The sequence below is a fragment of the Pseudomonas sp. Larv2_ips genome (assembly GCF_963879675.1).
Taxonomy (GTDB): domain Bacteria; phylum Pseudomonadota; class Gammaproteobacteria; order Pseudomonadales; family Pseudomonadaceae; genus Aquipseudomonas.
On sequence record NZ_CAWOAW010000031.1, the window covers coordinates 356,425 to 372,398 of the forward strand.

The 15,974-nt window shown below is 61.2% G+C and carries 12 protein-coding genes and 1 pseudogene; all 13 read right to left on the bottom strand.

From position 1 onward, the window contains the following. Positions 1-132: 132 nt before the first annotated feature. Positions 133-867 (bottom strand): amino acid ABC transporter ATP-binding protein, encoded by a 735-nt coding sequence (locus AACV02_RS27195; protein ID WP_106577504.1) that lies wholly within the window; start codon positions 865-867, stop codon positions 133-135. Next, entirely contained in the window at positions 860-1,819 is a 960-nt protein-coding gene (locus AACV02_RS27200; RefSeq protein WP_119738080.1) for an amino acid ABC transporter permease, read from the bottom strand. Before AACV02_RS27200 ends, AACV02_RS27195 begins: the two co-directional genes overlap by 8 nt. 123 nt (positions 1,820-1,942) lie before the next feature. Then, positions 1,943-2,740 (bottom strand): transporter substrate-binding domain-containing protein, encoded by a 798-nt coding sequence (locus AACV02_RS27205; protein WP_106577502.1) that lies wholly within the window; start codon positions 2,738-2,740, stop codon positions 1,943-1,945. Between the two features lie 220 nt (positions 2,741-2,960). Then, positions 2,961-3,761, bottom strand: coding sequence for a transporter substrate-binding domain-containing protein (locus tag AACV02_RS27210; protein WP_119738082.1), 801 nt, complete (start codon positions 3,759-3,761; stop codon positions 2,961-2,963). Positions 3,762-3,910: 149 nt separating this feature from the next. After that, positions 3,911-6,519: pseudogene (mdoH, locus tag AACV02_RS27215) on the bottom strand (glucans biosynthesis glucosyltransferase MdoH). Then, positions 6,512-8,296, bottom strand: a complete 1,785-nt coding sequence (locus AACV02_RS27220) for a glucan biosynthesis protein G (RefSeq protein ID WP_106577762.1) — start codon at positions 8,294-8,296, stop codon at positions 6,512-6,514. The pseudogene mdoH and the gene AACV02_RS27220 overlap by 8 nt, the downstream one beginning before the upstream one ends. A 267-nt stretch (positions 8,297-8,563) precedes the next feature. Continuing rightward, on the bottom strand, positions 8,564-9,001 hold the full coding sequence (gene dtd, locus AACV02_RS27225) for a D-aminoacyl-tRNA deacylase (protein ID WP_078740275.1): 438 nt from the start codon (positions 8,999-9,001) through the stop codon (positions 8,564-8,566). Further along, on the bottom strand, positions 8,998-9,969 hold the full coding sequence (gene pip / locus AACV02_RS27230) for a prolyl aminopeptidase (protein WP_119738084.1): 972 nt from the start codon (positions 9,967-9,969) through the stop codon (positions 8,998-9,000). Before pip ends, dtd begins: the two co-directional genes overlap by 4 nt. Positions 9,970-10,073: 104 nt before the next feature. After that, positions 10,074-11,015, bottom strand: a complete 942-nt coding sequence (locus AACV02_RS27235; protein WP_119738086.1) for an alpha/beta hydrolase — start codon at positions 11,013-11,015, stop codon at positions 10,074-10,076. Positions 11,016-11,169: 154 nt separating this feature from the next. After that, entirely contained in the window at positions 11,170-12,117 is a 948-nt protein-coding gene (gene choX / locus AACV02_RS27240) for a choline ABC transporter substrate-binding protein (RefSeq protein ID WP_119738088.1), read from the bottom strand. A gap of 243 nt (positions 12,118-12,360) precedes the next feature. Beyond that, complete coding sequence (gene hutG, locus AACV02_RS27245; protein WP_119738091.1) at positions 12,361-13,161, bottom strand: N-formylglutamate deformylase; 801 nt, start codon at positions 13,159-13,161, stop codon at positions 12,361-12,363. Positions 13,162-13,172: 11 nt separating this feature from the next. Next, positions 13,173-14,378: an imidazolonepropionase gene (hutI, locus tag AACV02_RS27250; protein ID WP_119738093.1), complete on the bottom strand. Its 1,206-nt coding sequence runs from the start codon at positions 14,376-14,378 to the stop codon at positions 13,173-13,175. A gap of 15 nt (positions 14,379-14,393) precedes the next feature. Beyond that, complete coding sequence (locus AACV02_RS27255) at positions 14,394-15,803, bottom strand: amino acid permease (RefSeq protein WP_119738095.1); 1,410 nt, start codon at positions 15,801-15,803, stop codon at positions 14,394-14,396. Positions 15,804-15,974 lie beyond the last annotated feature (171 nt).

Consider the following 15,974-nt stretch of genomic DNA (forward strand, 5'->3'; position numbering starts at 1 on the left):
TGAACCGCTTGCAGGCACCGCACAATGCAGTGCCGGAGCAAATCAATCGCAGTGTGATGAGGGTGCGGTGCGTGTCGCCACGCACTGCGGCGGCCGGTGCTCAGTTGACCTCGTCGGGCCCGGCCTTGAGGTTTACAGGACCTGGCGCAGGAAGGCCTGGGCCCGCGGGTCTTTCGGCGCGTCAAAGAACGCGGCAGGGGACGCGTCTTCCAGCAATTTGCCATGATCGAAAAACAGCACACGGTCGGCCACTTCGCGGGCAAAACCCATTTCGTGGGTGACGCAGACCATGGTCATGCCTTCCAGGGCGAGGGTCTTCATCACGTCCAGCACTTCACCGACCATCTCCGGGTCCAGCGCCGAAGTGGGCTCGTCAAACAGCATGACCTTGGGTTCCATTGCCAACGCGCGGGCGATGGCCACACGCTGTTGCTGTCCACCAGACAAACGTGACGGAAACTCGTTGGCCTTTTGCGCAATACCGACCTTTTCGAGCAGCGCCAGGGCCTTGGCCTCGCGCTCCTGTTTGCCGCGCTTGCGCACGACTTTTTGCGCCAGGCACAGGTTTTCCAGCACGGTCATGTGCGGGAACAAGTTGAAATGCTGGAACACCATGCCAACTTCGCGGCGGTAGGCGTTCACGTCGGTTTTCGGGTCAGCCAGTTGCAAGCCGTCGATGCTGACGGAGCCCGAGTCGAATGCTTCCAAACCATTCAGGCAGCGCAGGAAGGTGGATTTGCCGGAACCCGACGGACCGATCACCACCAGCACTTCGCCCTTGGCGACGTGAGTGGTGACGTGGTCCACCGCGCGCACCACGTGACCACGGGTGTCGAAGACTTTTACCAGATCGCGGACTTCAATCACTTTGCGCGAGCCTCCGCTCAAGCCGGCTGGCCATTTTTGACAGCGGCAGGTTGATCAGCAGGTACAGGCCTGCCACACAGAACAGGATTTCAAACGGCGAGAACGAGGTGGTGATCACCTCGCGACCACTTTTGAGCAGCTCGGTAATCGCGATTACCGACACCAGCGACGTGTCCTTGACCAGGCTGATAAATTGCCCGGCCAAAGGCGGCAGCACGCGTTTGAACGCTTGCGGCAATACCACATGGCGCATCGAGTGGCTGGCACTGAGGCCCAGCGAACGCGCGGCTTCATTCTGGCCACGGGTGATCGACTGCACACCGGCGCGCACGATTTCCGCCACATAAGCGCCAGTGAACAGCGACAGTGCCGCGATCCCGGCAAACTCCCGCGACAGGTTGAGCACCGTGCCGATGAAGAAATAGAAAATGAATATCTGCACCAACAGCGGCGTCCCGCGCACCAGCTCGACGTAGATAGTCGACAGGTCGCGCAAGGTCGGGTTATTGGACAGACGGCACAGGCCGGTTGCCAAGCCGATCGCCAGGCCGAGAATGCCGGACACCACCGAGAGCCACAATGTGGTCCACAGGCCCCACATCAACGGCCCCAGCGCCCAATGCCGGTTCACGCCCACCACGTCGCCTTCGGCGACATCATCGCCACGCGACACTTGCAGGCTGTTGTCGGCTACGGTGAGCTTTTGCTCGGTGCCGGCGTCGTTGCGCAGGGTCACTTCAGCGACGTCGCCTTTGTGCACCAGTTCCACCACGGTGGAAATGTCGGCGGCACGCTGGGACGTTTCGGCCTGATAGGCGAAGTACTGCGGCACGCGGTTCCAGCGCCACTCGTAAGACATCAGCGAAGTGGCGTAGTACAACGCGCCAGCCAGGCCAACCAGCACGACCACGGTCAGCAGGTGCCAGGGCCATTGGGCTTTTTTCTGTTTCATTTCACTTTCCGAAGATGTATCGCCTGGCATGCCGTCATCGCGGGCAAGCCCGCTCCCACAAGGGAACGCATTTCAACTGTGGGAGCTGGCTTGCCTGCGATGAAGTCGACTGGGTGTCAGCCCTTATTCCATGTCCTTGAGCCACTCGGCGCTCTTGAACCACTTGTCATGGATGCGATCGTAGGTGCCGTCGTTGCGGATCTGGTGCAGGAAGTTATTGATGTAATTGAGGCTGTCGTAATCGCCTTTTTTCAGGCCAAACGCCAACGGCTCGAACGTGAAGGGTTCTTCCAGGAACACCAGTTTGCCGTTGCCGACCTTTTTCTCGGCAACCACGTTGTACGGCGCGTCATACACAAAGGCATCTGCCTTGCCGTTGACCACGTCGAGCACGCCTTCCTGCTCGTTGTCGTAGCCGTGGTACTTGGCTTTGGAGATCAGCTTTTTGGCGACCATCTCGCCGGTGGTGCCCAGCTTGGAGGTCAGGCGGTATTTCTCATCGTTGAGGTCTTTGTAGGTCTTGATGGTGCCTTCCAGGTCCTTGCGAATCAGCAGCGTCTGGCCGACCACGATGAAAGGTTCGCTGAAATTGAGTCGCAGGTTGCGCTCTTGAGTCAGGGTCATGCCGCTGCCGATCATGTCGAACTTGCCGGTCAGGAAGGCCGGGATGATGCCGTCGTAACCGGTCGACACCAGCTCCAGTTTGACGCCCATCGATTTAGCCATTGCCTTGAGGATGTCGACTTCAAAGCCGATGATTTCACCGCGCTTGTCTGTCATTTCGAACGGCATGTAGGTCGGGTCCATGCCGACTTTCAGCGTGCCGCGCTTGACCGCATCATCGATGGCGCCAGCGTGAGCCGCGGTGGCCGCGACCAGCGCGGTGACGCCGAGCATCAGCATCGAAAGATACTTTTTCATCATCAAGTCCCCTGAACGGTTCTTATAAAGTCGGCGCGCAAAAGGGCTGCACCAATTCGGGGTGCGATCCTACCCCACTCGCTGCCCGTCACAAAGGTTTCGCGGGTAAATGTTCCCTGCGTATGTCGGAAAAGCCCCACAACGGTGCAGCGAGGCGCAGGGTTAGACAGGTTCAGCGGGAGAGCGCGGCAACGTCTTGATAGATAAGTGGTTATGACGATCAATCGATCTCGGCCATCCAGGCGGTGTCCTTGAACCACTTGTCGTGCAGGCGATCGTAGGTCCCGTCCTGGGCCACCTGGCTGAGGAAATGGTTGATCCAATTGAGGCTGTCGTAATCACCCTTTTTCAACCCGAACGCCAGAGGCTCAAAGGTAAACGGCTGTTCAAGTGCCAACAGTGTGCGGTTTTCCGGCCGGGCCATTGCGATCAGGTTGTAGGGCGCGTCATGAATGAAGGCATCGGCGTTACCCTCCACCACCTGCCGCACGCCCTCTTGCGCGGTGGCGAAACTGCTTAATCGGGCCGCCCCGAGCAAACGTCGCGCCGCTGCCTCTCCGGTCGTACCTGCCGTGGCGGCGATCCGGTAACCCGCCTCGTCCAGGTCTTCGATACTGGAAATTTTGCCGGCCAGGCTCGGATGCAGCAGCGCGGTTTGGCCAACCACGATGAAGGAGTCGCTGAAATTCAGCTTCAGATTGCGCTCTTGCGTGACCGTCATGCCGCTGCCGATCAGATCGAACTTCTTCGCCATAAGCCCCGGAACCAGGTCGGCATAGGGCATCGTGACCAATTCAAGTTGGACGCCCAGGGCATGGCTCATGGCCTGGAGCAAATCGATCTCGAAGCCGACGATGCGCCCCTGCTTGTCCGTCATCTCGAAGGGCACATAGGCGGGCGTGGTGCCGACTTTGAGCACGCCACGGCGCACGGCGTCATCCAGGGCGCCGGCACTCAACAGGCCCGCGTACACCCATGCGACAGCGCCTGCCAGCCACGCCCAACAATAGCTCTTGCTCATGATTCCCCCTGTGACCTCGTCAATTCGAGGGGGCGATGCTAACCCAGCCACAGGCACGGCAATACGTCGCGAACAAAGGACTTTTGTTTCGAAATAACAAGGCGTTAGTGCTTAGAGGAAGAAGCGCGAAACGCTGTAGGACCAGCGCTTCAAACGCCCCCGAGGTGGGCCCTCGGGGGCGTATGAATCAGGCCGGTTGAGCCTGGGACGACAGCGGTTGCAGCGGCAGCAAAGGCGCGTGCGGGTCCGCCTTGATCGAAGCACGCCAGGCGTCCAGCCACTCGGCGTGGCCTTCGCTCCAGACTTGCTGGTGCAGACGAGCCAGGGCGACAGGATCGCTGAGCAGCGCCACGCGTTCGCCGTTGTTGAGGCCGGCAGGGCCGACTTTCAATGCGTGGCGGACACGCTCCTGACGCAGATGCTCGATCGGCTCCGCTTCACGGTGACGCGAGGTCGCCAGGGCGCAGGCCAGCGCATTCTGCTGCGGGTCGACGACCGAACGCACAAACCCGTCGTTCAGCGCGTGCCAACGGTTTTCGTGGGTGTACTTCTCGGTCGACAGCAGGGCTTGCGGCGGATTGTATTCCTCAGGGATCAGGAACAGGCTCTCGTCGCGGGACTTGAGGCCCAGTTTCACGCGGCTGGAAATCACCGACACCGGAATCGACAGCATCAGCGAGCCGACAATCGGGATCAGCCACCACAGGAAGCTTGGGTTCAGCCACACCACCAACAACGCCCAGAGGAAGCCGAGCAATGTTTGCGGGCCGTGACGCTTGACCGCCTCGCTCCACGGCGTGGAGTCGTCGTCACGCTGCGGCGAGTTCCAGGTCGCAGCCCAGCCGAGGAACGCGGCGAGCACGAAACGGGTGTGGAAGATCATCCGCACCGGCGCCAGCAGCATCGAGAACAGCATCTCCAGCAGCATCGACAAGGTCACCTTGAACTTGCCGCCGAACTCTTTCGCGCCCTTGGCCCAGATCAGGATGATGCTCAGCAGTTTGGGCAGGAACAACAGCACGATGGTGGTGGAGAACAGCGCCACCGCCTTGTCCGGATGCCATTGCGGCCACAGCGGGTACAACTGGCGTGGTGCCATGAAGTACTGCGGCTCCATCAGGGTGTTCACCGCCAGCAACGCCGTCGACAGCACCAGGAAGAAGAACCACAACGGCGCCGACAGGTACGACATCACGCCGGTCAGGAACACCGCGCGGTGCACCGGGTGCATGCCTTTTACCAGGAACAGGCGGAAGTTCATCAGGTTACCGTGGCACCAGCGACGGTCACGCTTGAGTTCGTCCAGCAGGTTCGGCGGCAGTTCTTCGTAGCTGCCCGGCAAGTCGTAGGCAATCCACACGCCCCAGCCGGCACGGCGCATCAGCGCTGCTTCAACGAAGTCGTGAGAGAGGATCGCACCGGCAAACGCGCCTTTACCCGGCAACGGCGCCAGGGCGCAGTGCTCGATAAACGGCTTCATGCGGATGATCGCGTTGTGGCCCCAGTAGTGGGATTCACCCAACTGCCAGAAGTGCAGGCCGGCGGTAAACAGCGGGCCGTACACACGGGTGGCGAACTGTTGCATGCGCGCATACAGGGTGTCCATGCCCGACGCACGCGGCGCGGTCTGGATAATCCCGGCATCCGGCGTGGCTTCCATCAGGCGCACCAGGCTGGTCAGGCATTCGCCGCTCATCACGCTGTCGGCGTCGAGGACCACCATGTACTTGTAGTCACCGCCCCAGCGACGGCAGAAGTCGTCGAGGTTGCCGCTTTTGCGTTTGACGCGACGGCGACGGCGGCGATAGAAGATCTTGCCGAAACCCCCGGCTTCGCGGCACACGTCAAGCCAGGCTTGCTGTTCGGCGATGCAGATATCGGCTTCGTTACTGTCGCTGAGTACGAAGAAATCGAAACGGTCCAGGTCGCCTGTGGCGGCCACCGACTCGAAGGTGGCGCGCAGACCGGCAAACACCCGCGGCACGTCTTCGTTGCAGATGGGCATCACCAGCGCGGTACGCGCATCCTTCGGGATCGGCTCGTCACCGGCACTCTTACCGGAAATCCGGTATTTATCGTGACCGGTCAGCAGTTCCAGAAAGCCCATCAGCGCGGTCCAGAAACCGGCCGAGACCCAGCAGAACAAGATCCCGAACATGATCAGGATGCTGGTTTGCAGGGCGTAAGGCAGGACTTGGGTCGCGGTTTGCAGCAAGGTCTGGTTGCGCACTTCGTCGAAGTCGACCAGTGACCAGCCCTGGTACGGCATGATGCCTTTCATGTACCAGCCGGCAACGATGGTCTGACCGAGCATCAAAATCAGCAGGATGTAACGGCGGATCGAACCGACGGTACGCCAGCGCGCGGCCGGCAGTACACGCTCGTCTTTGGGCGGCTTCGGCGGGTTGGTGCGACCGGTCATCCGGCGCCAACCGCGCACCAGAATGTTGGTGCGCCAAGGCTCAGGCACTACTTTGGTCCGACGAATCGGCGGCGTAGCCTTCAGGCAAACCCGGCCACTGGCGTCGAGCGCAAGCATTTCTGCGTCTTGCAGCTCTTCGGCGGTGTTGAGGGTCAGCCGACGGCCGACCGACGCTTGGGCAGCGTCGGCTGGTGCGTCGAAGGTCGCAGACGAAAGCCGCTCATGCAGCTCGCTGAAGGACGTGCAGCCCGCCAGTTCGGCGCGCTGCTCGGCGGTCATCGGGAGGTGCGCCAGGTACTCGGACAGAGTCTCGGGCGTGGCTTGAGAATTACTCATCGGCAGGCAACTGATAGCTCCAGGTTTCGGTCAGGACGTGTTCTGTCTTGGCCGGCTCCGGATTAGAGAGTGGCGTGGCCGGGGCAGCTTCTGGCTGCTTGGCTTCCTTGTCTTTGGCTTCTTTCGCGTCTTTTGCTTCTTTTGCTTCTTTAGCTTCTTTCTTGGCCTGTTTCTCGTGCTGCTTGGCCAGCAGCTTGTCGGCCTTGATCACTTGGGTCGACGCTTTCTCAGGCTCCGGCTGCGGGATGTCCTGGACCAGGGCTGCACGCATTTCAGTCGGTTTGCCTGCGTCCTTGATCTTCATCCGCAGGGTCAAGCGCCAGCCTTTGGTGTGTTCGTTGTAACGCACGCTGTTTTCAACGATTTCGGCGTTGTCGCCGACACTCACCTGGCTGCGCACCGCGGCGTCTGCCGGCAGGGCTTTGAGGGACGGGCCCTCGAAGTCAACCAGGTAGGCCACGCTGCCGTCCGGCTGACGGATCAGGTTGGACTGCTTCACGTCACCGGTGGAGCGCAAGGTTTGCTTGACCCAGGCGCTGTCGGCCGGGTGCAGGGCTTTCTCGTCCATGGTCCAGTGCAAGCGGTAGCTGATGTCCAGCGGCTCGCCGACTTTTGGCAGCTCGGCCGGGCTCCAGAACGCAACGATGTTGTCGTTGGTTTCATCGGCGGTCGGAATCTCTACCAAATCGACGGAACCCTTGCCCCAGTCGCCCTCAGGCTCGATCCAGGCGCTTGGGCGCTTGTCGTAGTTGTCGTCCAGGTCTTCGTAGTGGCTGAAGTCGCGGCCGCGTTGCAGCAGGCCGAAACCACGCGGGTTTTCGATGGTGAAGTTGCTGACCGACAGATGTTTAGGGTTGTTCAGAGGGCGCCAGATCCACTCACCGTTGCCGGCATGGATCGACAGACCGCTGGAATCGTGCAGTTCACGACGGTAGTTGAGCACCTTCGACGGCTGGTTCGCACCAAACAGGAACATGCTGGTCAGCGGGGCAACGCCCAGTTTGCTGACCTTGTCGCGCAGGAACATCTGGGACTTGACGTCGACAACGGTGTCGGTGCCAGGGCGCAGGGTCAGGCGATAGGCGCCGGTGGCGCGTGGGGAGTCCAGCAAGGCGAAAATCACCAACTGCTTTTCACCCGGTTTTGGACGCTCGATCCAGAATTCGGTGAAACGCGGAAACTCTTCACCGGACGGCAATGCAGTGTCGATCGCCATGCCACGGGCCGACAGGCCATACGACTGGCCTTTGCCGACGACGCGGAAGTAGCTGGCGCCGAGCATGGTCATGATTTCGTCTTGCTTGTCAGGCGTGTTGATCGGGTACAGCACACGGAAACCGGCATAACCCAGCTGTTCAGTGGACTTGGGATCGTATTTCACGTCGCCGAAATCGAAACGCGTCGGGTCGTATTTGATTTCCTGAACGGTGTCGGCGGTGACTTCGTTGATTTTCACCGGCGTGTCGAAATGCATGCCCTGGTGATAGAAGGACAGCTTGAACGGCGTGTTTTGATCGGCCCACTCGGCTTTTTCGTTACGGAAACGAATCTTCTGATAGTCGGCGAATTTCATTTCGCGAAATTCGTTCGGCAGATTGCTGCGCGGAGCTTCGTATTTCTGCCCGGCCAGCTCTTTTGCCTTGGCCGACACATCATCCAGACTGAATGCCCACAGTTGACCCGCGCCGAACAGGCAAAACAGGGCGGAGCCCGTCACCAGTGCGTTTCGTAACCGTTTGGCAGACAATTTTGGTGCATTACAGGGACTAACAATCACGAGCAACCCTCGCCGAAAACAGATCAAAAAACCAACGGCCAGCTATCTATATGCCAGGTTGGCGAGCATTGTTCCGACTCCCTTGGGTCAAAATGATTCCCCATTGGTTTGTCGGACAAGTCTCTACCTAAGTCAAAAATGGACCAAACAACGCTGATCCCCGTAGCGCGCGATTATCTAGTAGCCCGCGAAACAACGCATCAGGGACAACGAAGTATTTGTAGCGAAACCCTGCGTTTTTAGGCATTAACGTCGTTTTTAATACATTCATGTCTGTAAGAGGAAGGTCACAGGGCCATCATTGACCAAATGCACCTGCATATCCGCCCCAAAACGCCCTGACGCCACCTTGCCATGCAATTGTTGCGCTTGTAACAGCAAGTGATCAAAAAGCGCTGCTCCCAGCGCCGGAGGGGCCGCGGTGGAGAAGCTCGGCCGCAGGCCGCTTTTGGTATCCGCCGCCAGGGTGAACTGCGACACCAGCAGCAAACCACCGCCAATGTCCTTCAAGGACAGGTTCATCTTGCCCTCGTCATCACTGAATACCCGGTAGTTAAGCAGCTTGTGTAACAGTTTGTCGGCGCTCTCTGGGGTATCTGAAGGCTCAACGGCGACAAGCACCAGCAAACCCTGGTCAATTGCGCCTACGACCTCGCCCGCCACCTCGACGCGGGCGCCACGCACCCGTTGCAACAGGCCCTTCATGCTTCTTCTGGCGGCAGATCAAGCAGGCGCCGTGCCATTTCGCCGGTTGCACGCACCAACGCATCGGTGATGCCGGGCTCGGACGCGGCATGGCCGGCCTCGCGGATCACCTGCAGCTCACTGTTGGGCCACGCCTGATGCAGCTCCCAGGCATTGTCCAGCGGGCAGATCATATCGTAGCGCCCGTGAATGATTACGCCAGGCAAGTGGGCGATCTTGTGCATGTCGCGAATCAGCTGGTTGGGCTCCAGGAAGGAGTTGTTGGTGAAGTAGTGGCACTCGATACGTGCGATCGACAGCGCGCGCTGCGGCTCGGAAAACCGCTCGACATGCTGCGGGCTCGGGCACAGGCCCAGCATGCGGCCTTCCCAGCCGGACCACGCCTTGGCGGCGTGCATCTGGGCGATCTGGTCGTTGCCGGTCAGGCGTTTGTGGTACGCGGCGACCAAGTCGTGACGCTCATCCGCCGGGATCGGTGCCAGGTAGTCCTGCCAGTAATCCGGGAACATGCGGCTCGCGCCTTCCTGGTAAAACCAGTGAATGTCCTGGTCGCGAGCCAGGAAGATTCCGCGCAGGATCAGGCCATGCACGCGCTCGGGATGGGTTTGCGCGTAAGCCAGCGACAGGGTCGAGCCCCAGGAGCCGCCAAACAGCACCCACTTTTCGATGCCCAGGTGTTCGCGAATGCGCTCAAGGTCGGCGACCAGGTCCCAGGTGGTGTTGTTTTCCAGGCTGGCGCGAGGCGTGGAGCGTCCGCAGCCGCGCTGGTCGAAGGTGACAATGCGGTACAGGTTCGGATCAAAGTAGCAGCGGCTCTGGGCGTCGCAGCCGGAGCCTGGGCCACCGTGGATAAAGACGACGGGCAAGCCTTCGGGGGAGCCACTTTCATCGACGTACAGCGTGTGGGTGTCATCGACGGCCAGATCGTGCCGGGCGTAGGGTTTGATCTGCGGGTACCAAGTCTGCATTGCGCGCTCCGTAGGGTGTCGGGTTCATCCCTGAGGGGACGTCTATTATTTTTGCCGTCTGGCATCATAAACCCGAATTGTGCAATGAGCATGTCCTTGAGCACTTAGACCTGTGTCAGCCCTTCGCTCCCCAGACAGCGCCGCACGTAGCCCAGCAGATAGTCGTAGAGCTGATCCACCTGCGCCACGTGGCCGCGCGCGCGCAAACAGCCGTGGACCAGGCCTTTGCCGGGGTACAACACAGCCTCCACAGTCGCCGCCCGCAGGCGTTCGGCATACAGCATGCCGTCATCGCGCAGCGGGTCGAACTGGGCCACGGCGATCAGCGCCTTGGGTAAACCGCTGAAGTCCTTGGCCAGCAGTGGCATGGCATAGGCCGAAGGCGTGTCTGCGCCCGGCAAGTAGAGCGCCAGGTAGCAGTCGGTGTCGGCGGTACTGAGCAAGGGCGCATCCCTGCAGTCGCGGCGCGACGGCAGGTCCGCCGCGCCGCCCAAACCTGGGTAAATCAGCACTTGGGCGCGGGGCAGCGGTTGGCCGTCATCGCGCAAACCCAGGCACAACGCCGCGGCCAGATTGCCGCCCGCGCTGTCGCCCATCACCACCAGGCGCTGCAGGTTGATCGCGTGCGGCCCCTGCCCGGCCTGGATGGCCTGCCACACTGCGCGGCAGTCCTGGTACGCCGCCGGGAACGGGTGCTCCGGCGCCAGGCGGTAGTCGATGGCGATCACCAGTACTTCAAGCGTGCTGGCCAGTTCGAAGCAAATGAAGTCATGGGAATCCAGCCCGCCGACCACCCAGCCGCCGCCGTGCATATAAAGGAGGCATGGCCAGCCTTCGGTTGGCGTGGGCGCCGAAGGGAGATAGCTGCGCACGCCGACTGCACCGAGGGCAAAGTCAGAGACTTGCAGCCCTTCTGGCTTCGGCGGGGTGAATGCCTGGCACATGCGGTCGTAGTTGCGGCGTAAACCTGCGAGCGACGAGTCGTCGCTGCTGAAAGATTCGGTTTTAGTGACGAAGGCCGCAAGCTGCGGAGAAATCGGATACATGCGCAAATATCCCTAATCGCTGTAGATCAAGTGCGGGAGCGGGCTTGCCTGCGACAGCGGTGTGTCAGCCACTTGTGAATGACCTGATACACCGCCATCGCGGGCAAGCCCGCTCCCACATTTGCCCTGTGTTGTTTGAGCTACCGTGCCTGGCTTAGGGTTTGAGGCTGGCCTTGACGGCCGCGACGCCATCGCCGCCATCAAACGCTGCTACCCCAGCCAGCCAGCGCTGCAAATCCTCCGGGTGGTCGCGCAACCATTGCTTGGCCACGTCCTGCGGCGATTGGCGCTCCATGATCGGCACCATCAACTGACTTTCCTGCGCGGCGGTGAAGGTCAGGTTTTCCAACAGGCGGTTGGCGTTCGGGCAACGCTCGGCGAAATCCGGCGCAGTCACGGTGGACACCGTGGCCCGGCCTTCGTCAGCCCCAAATACATCCTCGCTGCCGGTGAGGTAAGCCATTTTCATGTTGATGTTCATCGGGTGCGGAGTCCAACCAACAAACACGACAAACTCTTTGCGGTTTACCGCACGCTGCACGGCCGCGAGCATGCCCGCTTCACCGGAGGCTACCAGCTTGAAGCCGCCCAGGCCGAAGTGGTTGGCGTCGATCATTTTCTGGATATCGGTATTCGCGCCGCTGCCGGGCTCGATGCCGTAGATCTTGGCGCCCAGCTTGTCCTTGAAACGCGCAATGTCGGCGAAGGTTTTCAGCCCGGCATCGGCCACGTATTGCGGCACCGCCAGAGTGGCCTGGGCGTCAGACAAGCTGGGCGTATCGAAGACCTTGACCTGCTTGGCGGCCAGGAATGGCGCGATATTGTTGTCCATCGCCGGTTTCCAGTAGCCGAGGAAAATATCCAGGCGCTTGTCGCGGATGCCGGCAAAAATGATCTGTTGCACGGCGCTGGTCTGTTTGCTGTCGTAGCCCAGGCCATTGAGCAACACGTCGGCCATGCCGGAGGTGGCGACCACGTCAGTCCAGCTGACCACGCCCATGCGTATGGCTTTGCAGGAGGCCGGTTCCGCAGCCATGGCGTGCGCACTGAGCAGTGCGGCGCCGGTGAGGGTCAACAGGCAACGGTTGAACAGTCTTTTCATGAAAAGAGGTCTCACTCGGCAGCGTTATTGTGGGAAGTGGCATCTGACGCGCCCTATCCACAACATTACCCAGCGGGACTTTGGTGAAAGCGACCTGTGGCGACCGGCAATTGCACTGCGGCGACTGTGAGGCCTCATCGCAGGCAAGCCAGCTCCCACCTTTACACCGCATTCTCATGTTGGAACGCGGCCAAATGTGGGAGCGGGCTTGCTCGCGAAAGCTATTTCAGCAGTACCAAAAGTTTAACGGTAGTGCTTCTGTCCCCAGGCCAACACCCCTTCCAGCAACTGCTTCAACACCACCTGGGTCGGTTCAGCCAAGTCAGGGCGATACCGAAACGGCTCGACCTCTTCCATGTACGCGCTCTGACACAACTCCAGCTGCACCGCGTGGATGTCCTGCGCCGGGTCGCCGTAATGCCGGGTGATGTGCCCACCCTTGAAGCGCCCGTTGAGCACATGGGTGTACTGCGGATGCGCGGCGCAAATCGCCTCCAGCTGGCTGGCCAGCTCAGGATCACAGGCGGCGCCGTTGAAAGTGCCGAGGTTGAAGTCCGGCAGCTTGCCTTCGAACAGGTGCGGGATCACCGAGCGAATCGAGTGCGCATCAAACAGCAGCGCGTAGCCGAACTCGGCCTTGAGCCGCGCCAGTTCCTCTTGCAGGGCGCGGTGGTACGGCCCCCAAATCTTCTGCAGGTAGGTCGCGCGCTCCTCGGCGGAAGGCTCCAGGCCTTCGCGAAATAACGGCACGCCGTCGAACAGTGTCGCCGGGTACAGCCCCGTAGTGGCGCCGACATACAGCGGCTTGTCGTCCGATGGCCGGTTCAGGTCGATCACAAACCGTGAGTACTCTGCCGACAAGGTGCTGGCGCCCAGGTCTTCGGCAAAGTCATACAGCGTGGGAATGTGCCAGTCGGTGTCCGGCAGGCTTTGTGCCTCGGGGATCAATCCGGCTTCCACCGCGGGCGTCAGGCGCAGGCCCGCGTGGGGCATGCTGATCAGCAGTGGCACTCGGCCTTGTTTGAAGTTCAGAACCTTATCCACAGCAGTGCTCCTTAAACAGTGACATCGACGCCGTGGCGCACGACGCGTTTATCCAGTTCGCCGCCCAGCCAGTAGGCCAGGTCGGCGGGGCGATCAATCTGCCAGGCGACAAAGTCGGCGACCTTGCCCACTTGCAGCGAACCGTGGGTGTCGCCCATGCCCAGCGCGGTAGCCGCGTGTTGCGTGGCGCCGGCCAAAGCTTCTTCCGGAGTCATGCGGAACAGCGTGCAGGCCATGTTCAGCATCAGGCGCACCGACAGCGCCGGCGAGGTGCCTGGGTTGAGGTCGCTGGCGATGGCAATCTTCACGCCGTGCTTGCGCAGCGCATCCATCGGCGGCAGCTGGGTTTCACGCAGGAAGTAGAACGCGCCCGGCAGCAACACGGCGACGGTGCCCGACGCGGCCATGGCGATGGCGTCGTCTTCGGTCATGAATTCCAGATGGTCCGCCGACAGCGCGTGGTAACGCGCGGCCAGGCTTGAGCCATGCAACGAAGAGAGTTGCTCGGCGTGCAGCTTCACCGGCAGGCCAAGTTGCTGGGCGACCTTGAACACACGCTCGACCTGTTCCGGGGAAAACGCCAGGTATTCGCAGAAGGCGTCTACCGCGTCCACCAGCCCTTCGGCTGCCAGGGCCGGCAGCATCTCGTGGCAGATGTGGTCGATGTAATCGTCGGCGCGGTCCTTGTACTCCGGCGGCAACGCATGCGCCGCCAGGCACGTGGCGCGCACGCTGACCGGCAGTGCTTCGCCGAGGCGCCGTGCCACGCGCAACATCTTGCGCTCGTTGACCAGGTCCAGGCCGTAGCCGGATTTGATCTCCACCGTGGTCACGCCGTCACGCAGCAAACTGCGCAGGCGCTTGTGCGCGCTGGCAAACAGTTCATCTTCAGTGGCCGCGCGGGTGGCGCGCACCGTGCTGGCAATACCGCCGCCCTGGGCCGCGATGTCGGCGTAGCTCACGCCCTGAAGGCGCTGCTCGAATTCGCCGCTGCGATTGCCGCCGAACACCGTGTGGGTGTGGCAGTCGATCAGCCCGGGGGTGACCCACGCGCCTTGCAGGTCATGCACCTGGGCGTAATCCGCCGTCGGCGCCTGGCTGCGAGGGCCGATCCACTCGATGAGCGAATGGGCAGTGACCATGGCGGCATCCTCGATGATCGAGTACTTGCCGTCTGCCATAGTTGCGACGTGGCAGTGTTGCCAAAGCGTTTTCATCAACGCCTCCCTAAGTTAACGATGAGATAAAGCCGGGTCGTAATGAACCGTGGCCGCTTGCCCGGCAGCCGGTTTGACCCACAGCAGGTAAGCGACGACGAGCAGCACGATCCACACGGCGCCGACCAGCAAAGCGGCCTGGGTGTCCGGGAAGTAACCCAGCACGCCAAACACGAACAGCATGAACACGATGGCCGCTGCGGGCGCATAGGGCCAGAACGGCACCGGGAATTTCAGCTCGGCGACCTGCTCCCTGGTCATCGAGCGGCGCATCGCGACCTGAGTGAACAGAATCATCAGCCACACCCACACCGTGGCGAAGGTGGCAATCGAGGCGATCACCAGAAACACGTTTTCCGGGATCAGGTAATTGAGCACGACGCCGCCGAGCAACGCCGCGCCCATCACCACCACGGTCATCCACGGCACGCCCTGTTTGGACAGCTGGGCAAAGCCCTTGGGCGCCTGCCCCTGCTGGGCCAGGCCGTACATCATGCGGCCAGCGCCAAAGATGTCGCTGTTGATGGCCGAGACGGCCGCCGAGATCACCACGATGTTAAGGAGGGTCGCCGCCGAGCCGATGCCGAGGTTGCTGAAGATCTGCACGAACGGGCTGCCCTGGCTGCCGATCTGCGGCCACGGGTAGATCGCCATCAACACAAACAGCGTCAGCACGTAGAACAGCAGGATGCGCAACGGCACCGCGTTGATCGCCTTGGGGATCACGCGTTGCGGGTCCTTGGCTTCACCGGCGGTGATGCCGATGATTTCGATGCCGCCGAACGCAAACATCACCACCGCGAACGAGGCGATCAGGCCGCCAACGCCGTTGGGCATGAAGCCGCCATGGGCCCACAGGTTGCTGATGCCGCTGGCCTGGGTGTCGCCGGCCGAATGAATGCCAAACAGCATGATGCCCAAGCCACCGAGGATCATCGCCACAATGGCGCCGACCTTGAGCAGCGACAGCCAGAACTCCATCTCGCCAAACACTTTGACGTTGCACAGGTTCAGGCCGCCGATCAAAAACACAATGCCGAGCACCCACACCCAGCGCGCGACCTCGGGAAACCAGAAGCCCATGTAGATGCCGAACGCGGTGACGTCGGCGAGGCAGACAATGATCATTTCAAACGCATAGGTCCAGCCGAGGATAAACCCGGCCATTGGGCCCAGGTAGGTGCTGGCGTACTGGCCGAAGGAGCCTGCAACCGGATTGTGCACAGCCATCTCGCCGAGGGCGCGCATCACCATGAATACGGCGGCGCCGCCGATCAGGTAAGCGAGCAGCACGGCGGGGCCGGCCATCTGTATGGCGGAGGCAGAGCCATAGAACAGCCCGGTGCCGATCGCGGAACCGAGTGCCATGAAGCGAATATGTCGGGCGTTCAGCCCGCGTTTCAAACCCTTTTCTTGCTGGTGCATTTCTCTTCCCTAGTTATTGTTATCCCGAGAAAATTCAAAGCTATCGCAACTTAAATGTGGGAGCTGTCGAGCCCCAGCGAGGCTGCGAAGGCGGTGTGTCAGGCAACAAAAATGTTGCCTGTACCGACGCCTTCGCAGCCTCGCTGGGGCTCGACAACTCCCACATTGGAC

What these genes read in the sequence shown, in the direction of transcription:
- AACV02_RS27200 (WP_119738080.1), bottom strand. Translation starts at nt 1,819, where the DNA reads ATGAAACAGAAAAAAGCCCAATGGCCCTGGCACCTGCTGACCGTGGTC.
- choX (WP_119738088.1), bottom strand. Translation starts at nt 12,117, where the DNA reads ATGAAAAGACTGTTCAACCGTTGCCTGTTGACCCTCACCGGCGCCGCA.
- hutI (WP_119738093.1), bottom strand. Translation starts at nt 14,378, where the DNA reads ATGAAAACGCTTTGGCAACACTGCCACGTCGCAACTATGGCAGACGGC.
- AACV02_RS27210 (WP_119738082.1), bottom strand. Translation starts at nt 3,761, where the DNA reads ATGAGCAAGAGCTATTGTTGGGCGTGGCTGGCAGGCGCTGTCGCATGG.
- AACV02_RS27255 (WP_119738095.1), bottom strand. Translation starts at nt 15,803, where the DNA reads ATGCACCAGCAAGAAAAGGGTTTGAAACGCGGGCTGAACGCCCGACAT.
- pip (WP_119738084.1), bottom strand. Translation starts at nt 9,969, where the DNA reads ATGCAGACTTGGTACCCGCAGATCAAACCCTACGCCCGGCACGATCTG.
- AACV02_RS27205 (WP_106577502.1), bottom strand. Translation starts at nt 2,740, where the DNA reads ATGAAAAAGTATCTTTCGATGCTGATGCTCGGCGTCACCGCGCTGGTC.
- AACV02_RS27235 (WP_119738086.1), bottom strand. Translation starts at nt 11,015, where the DNA reads ATGTATCCGATTTCTCCGCAGCTTGCGGCCTTCGTCACTAAAACCGAA.
- dtd (WP_078740275.1), bottom strand. Translation starts at nt 9,001, where the DNA reads ATGAAGGGCCTGTTGCAACGGGTGCGTGGCGCCCGCGTCGAGGTGGCG.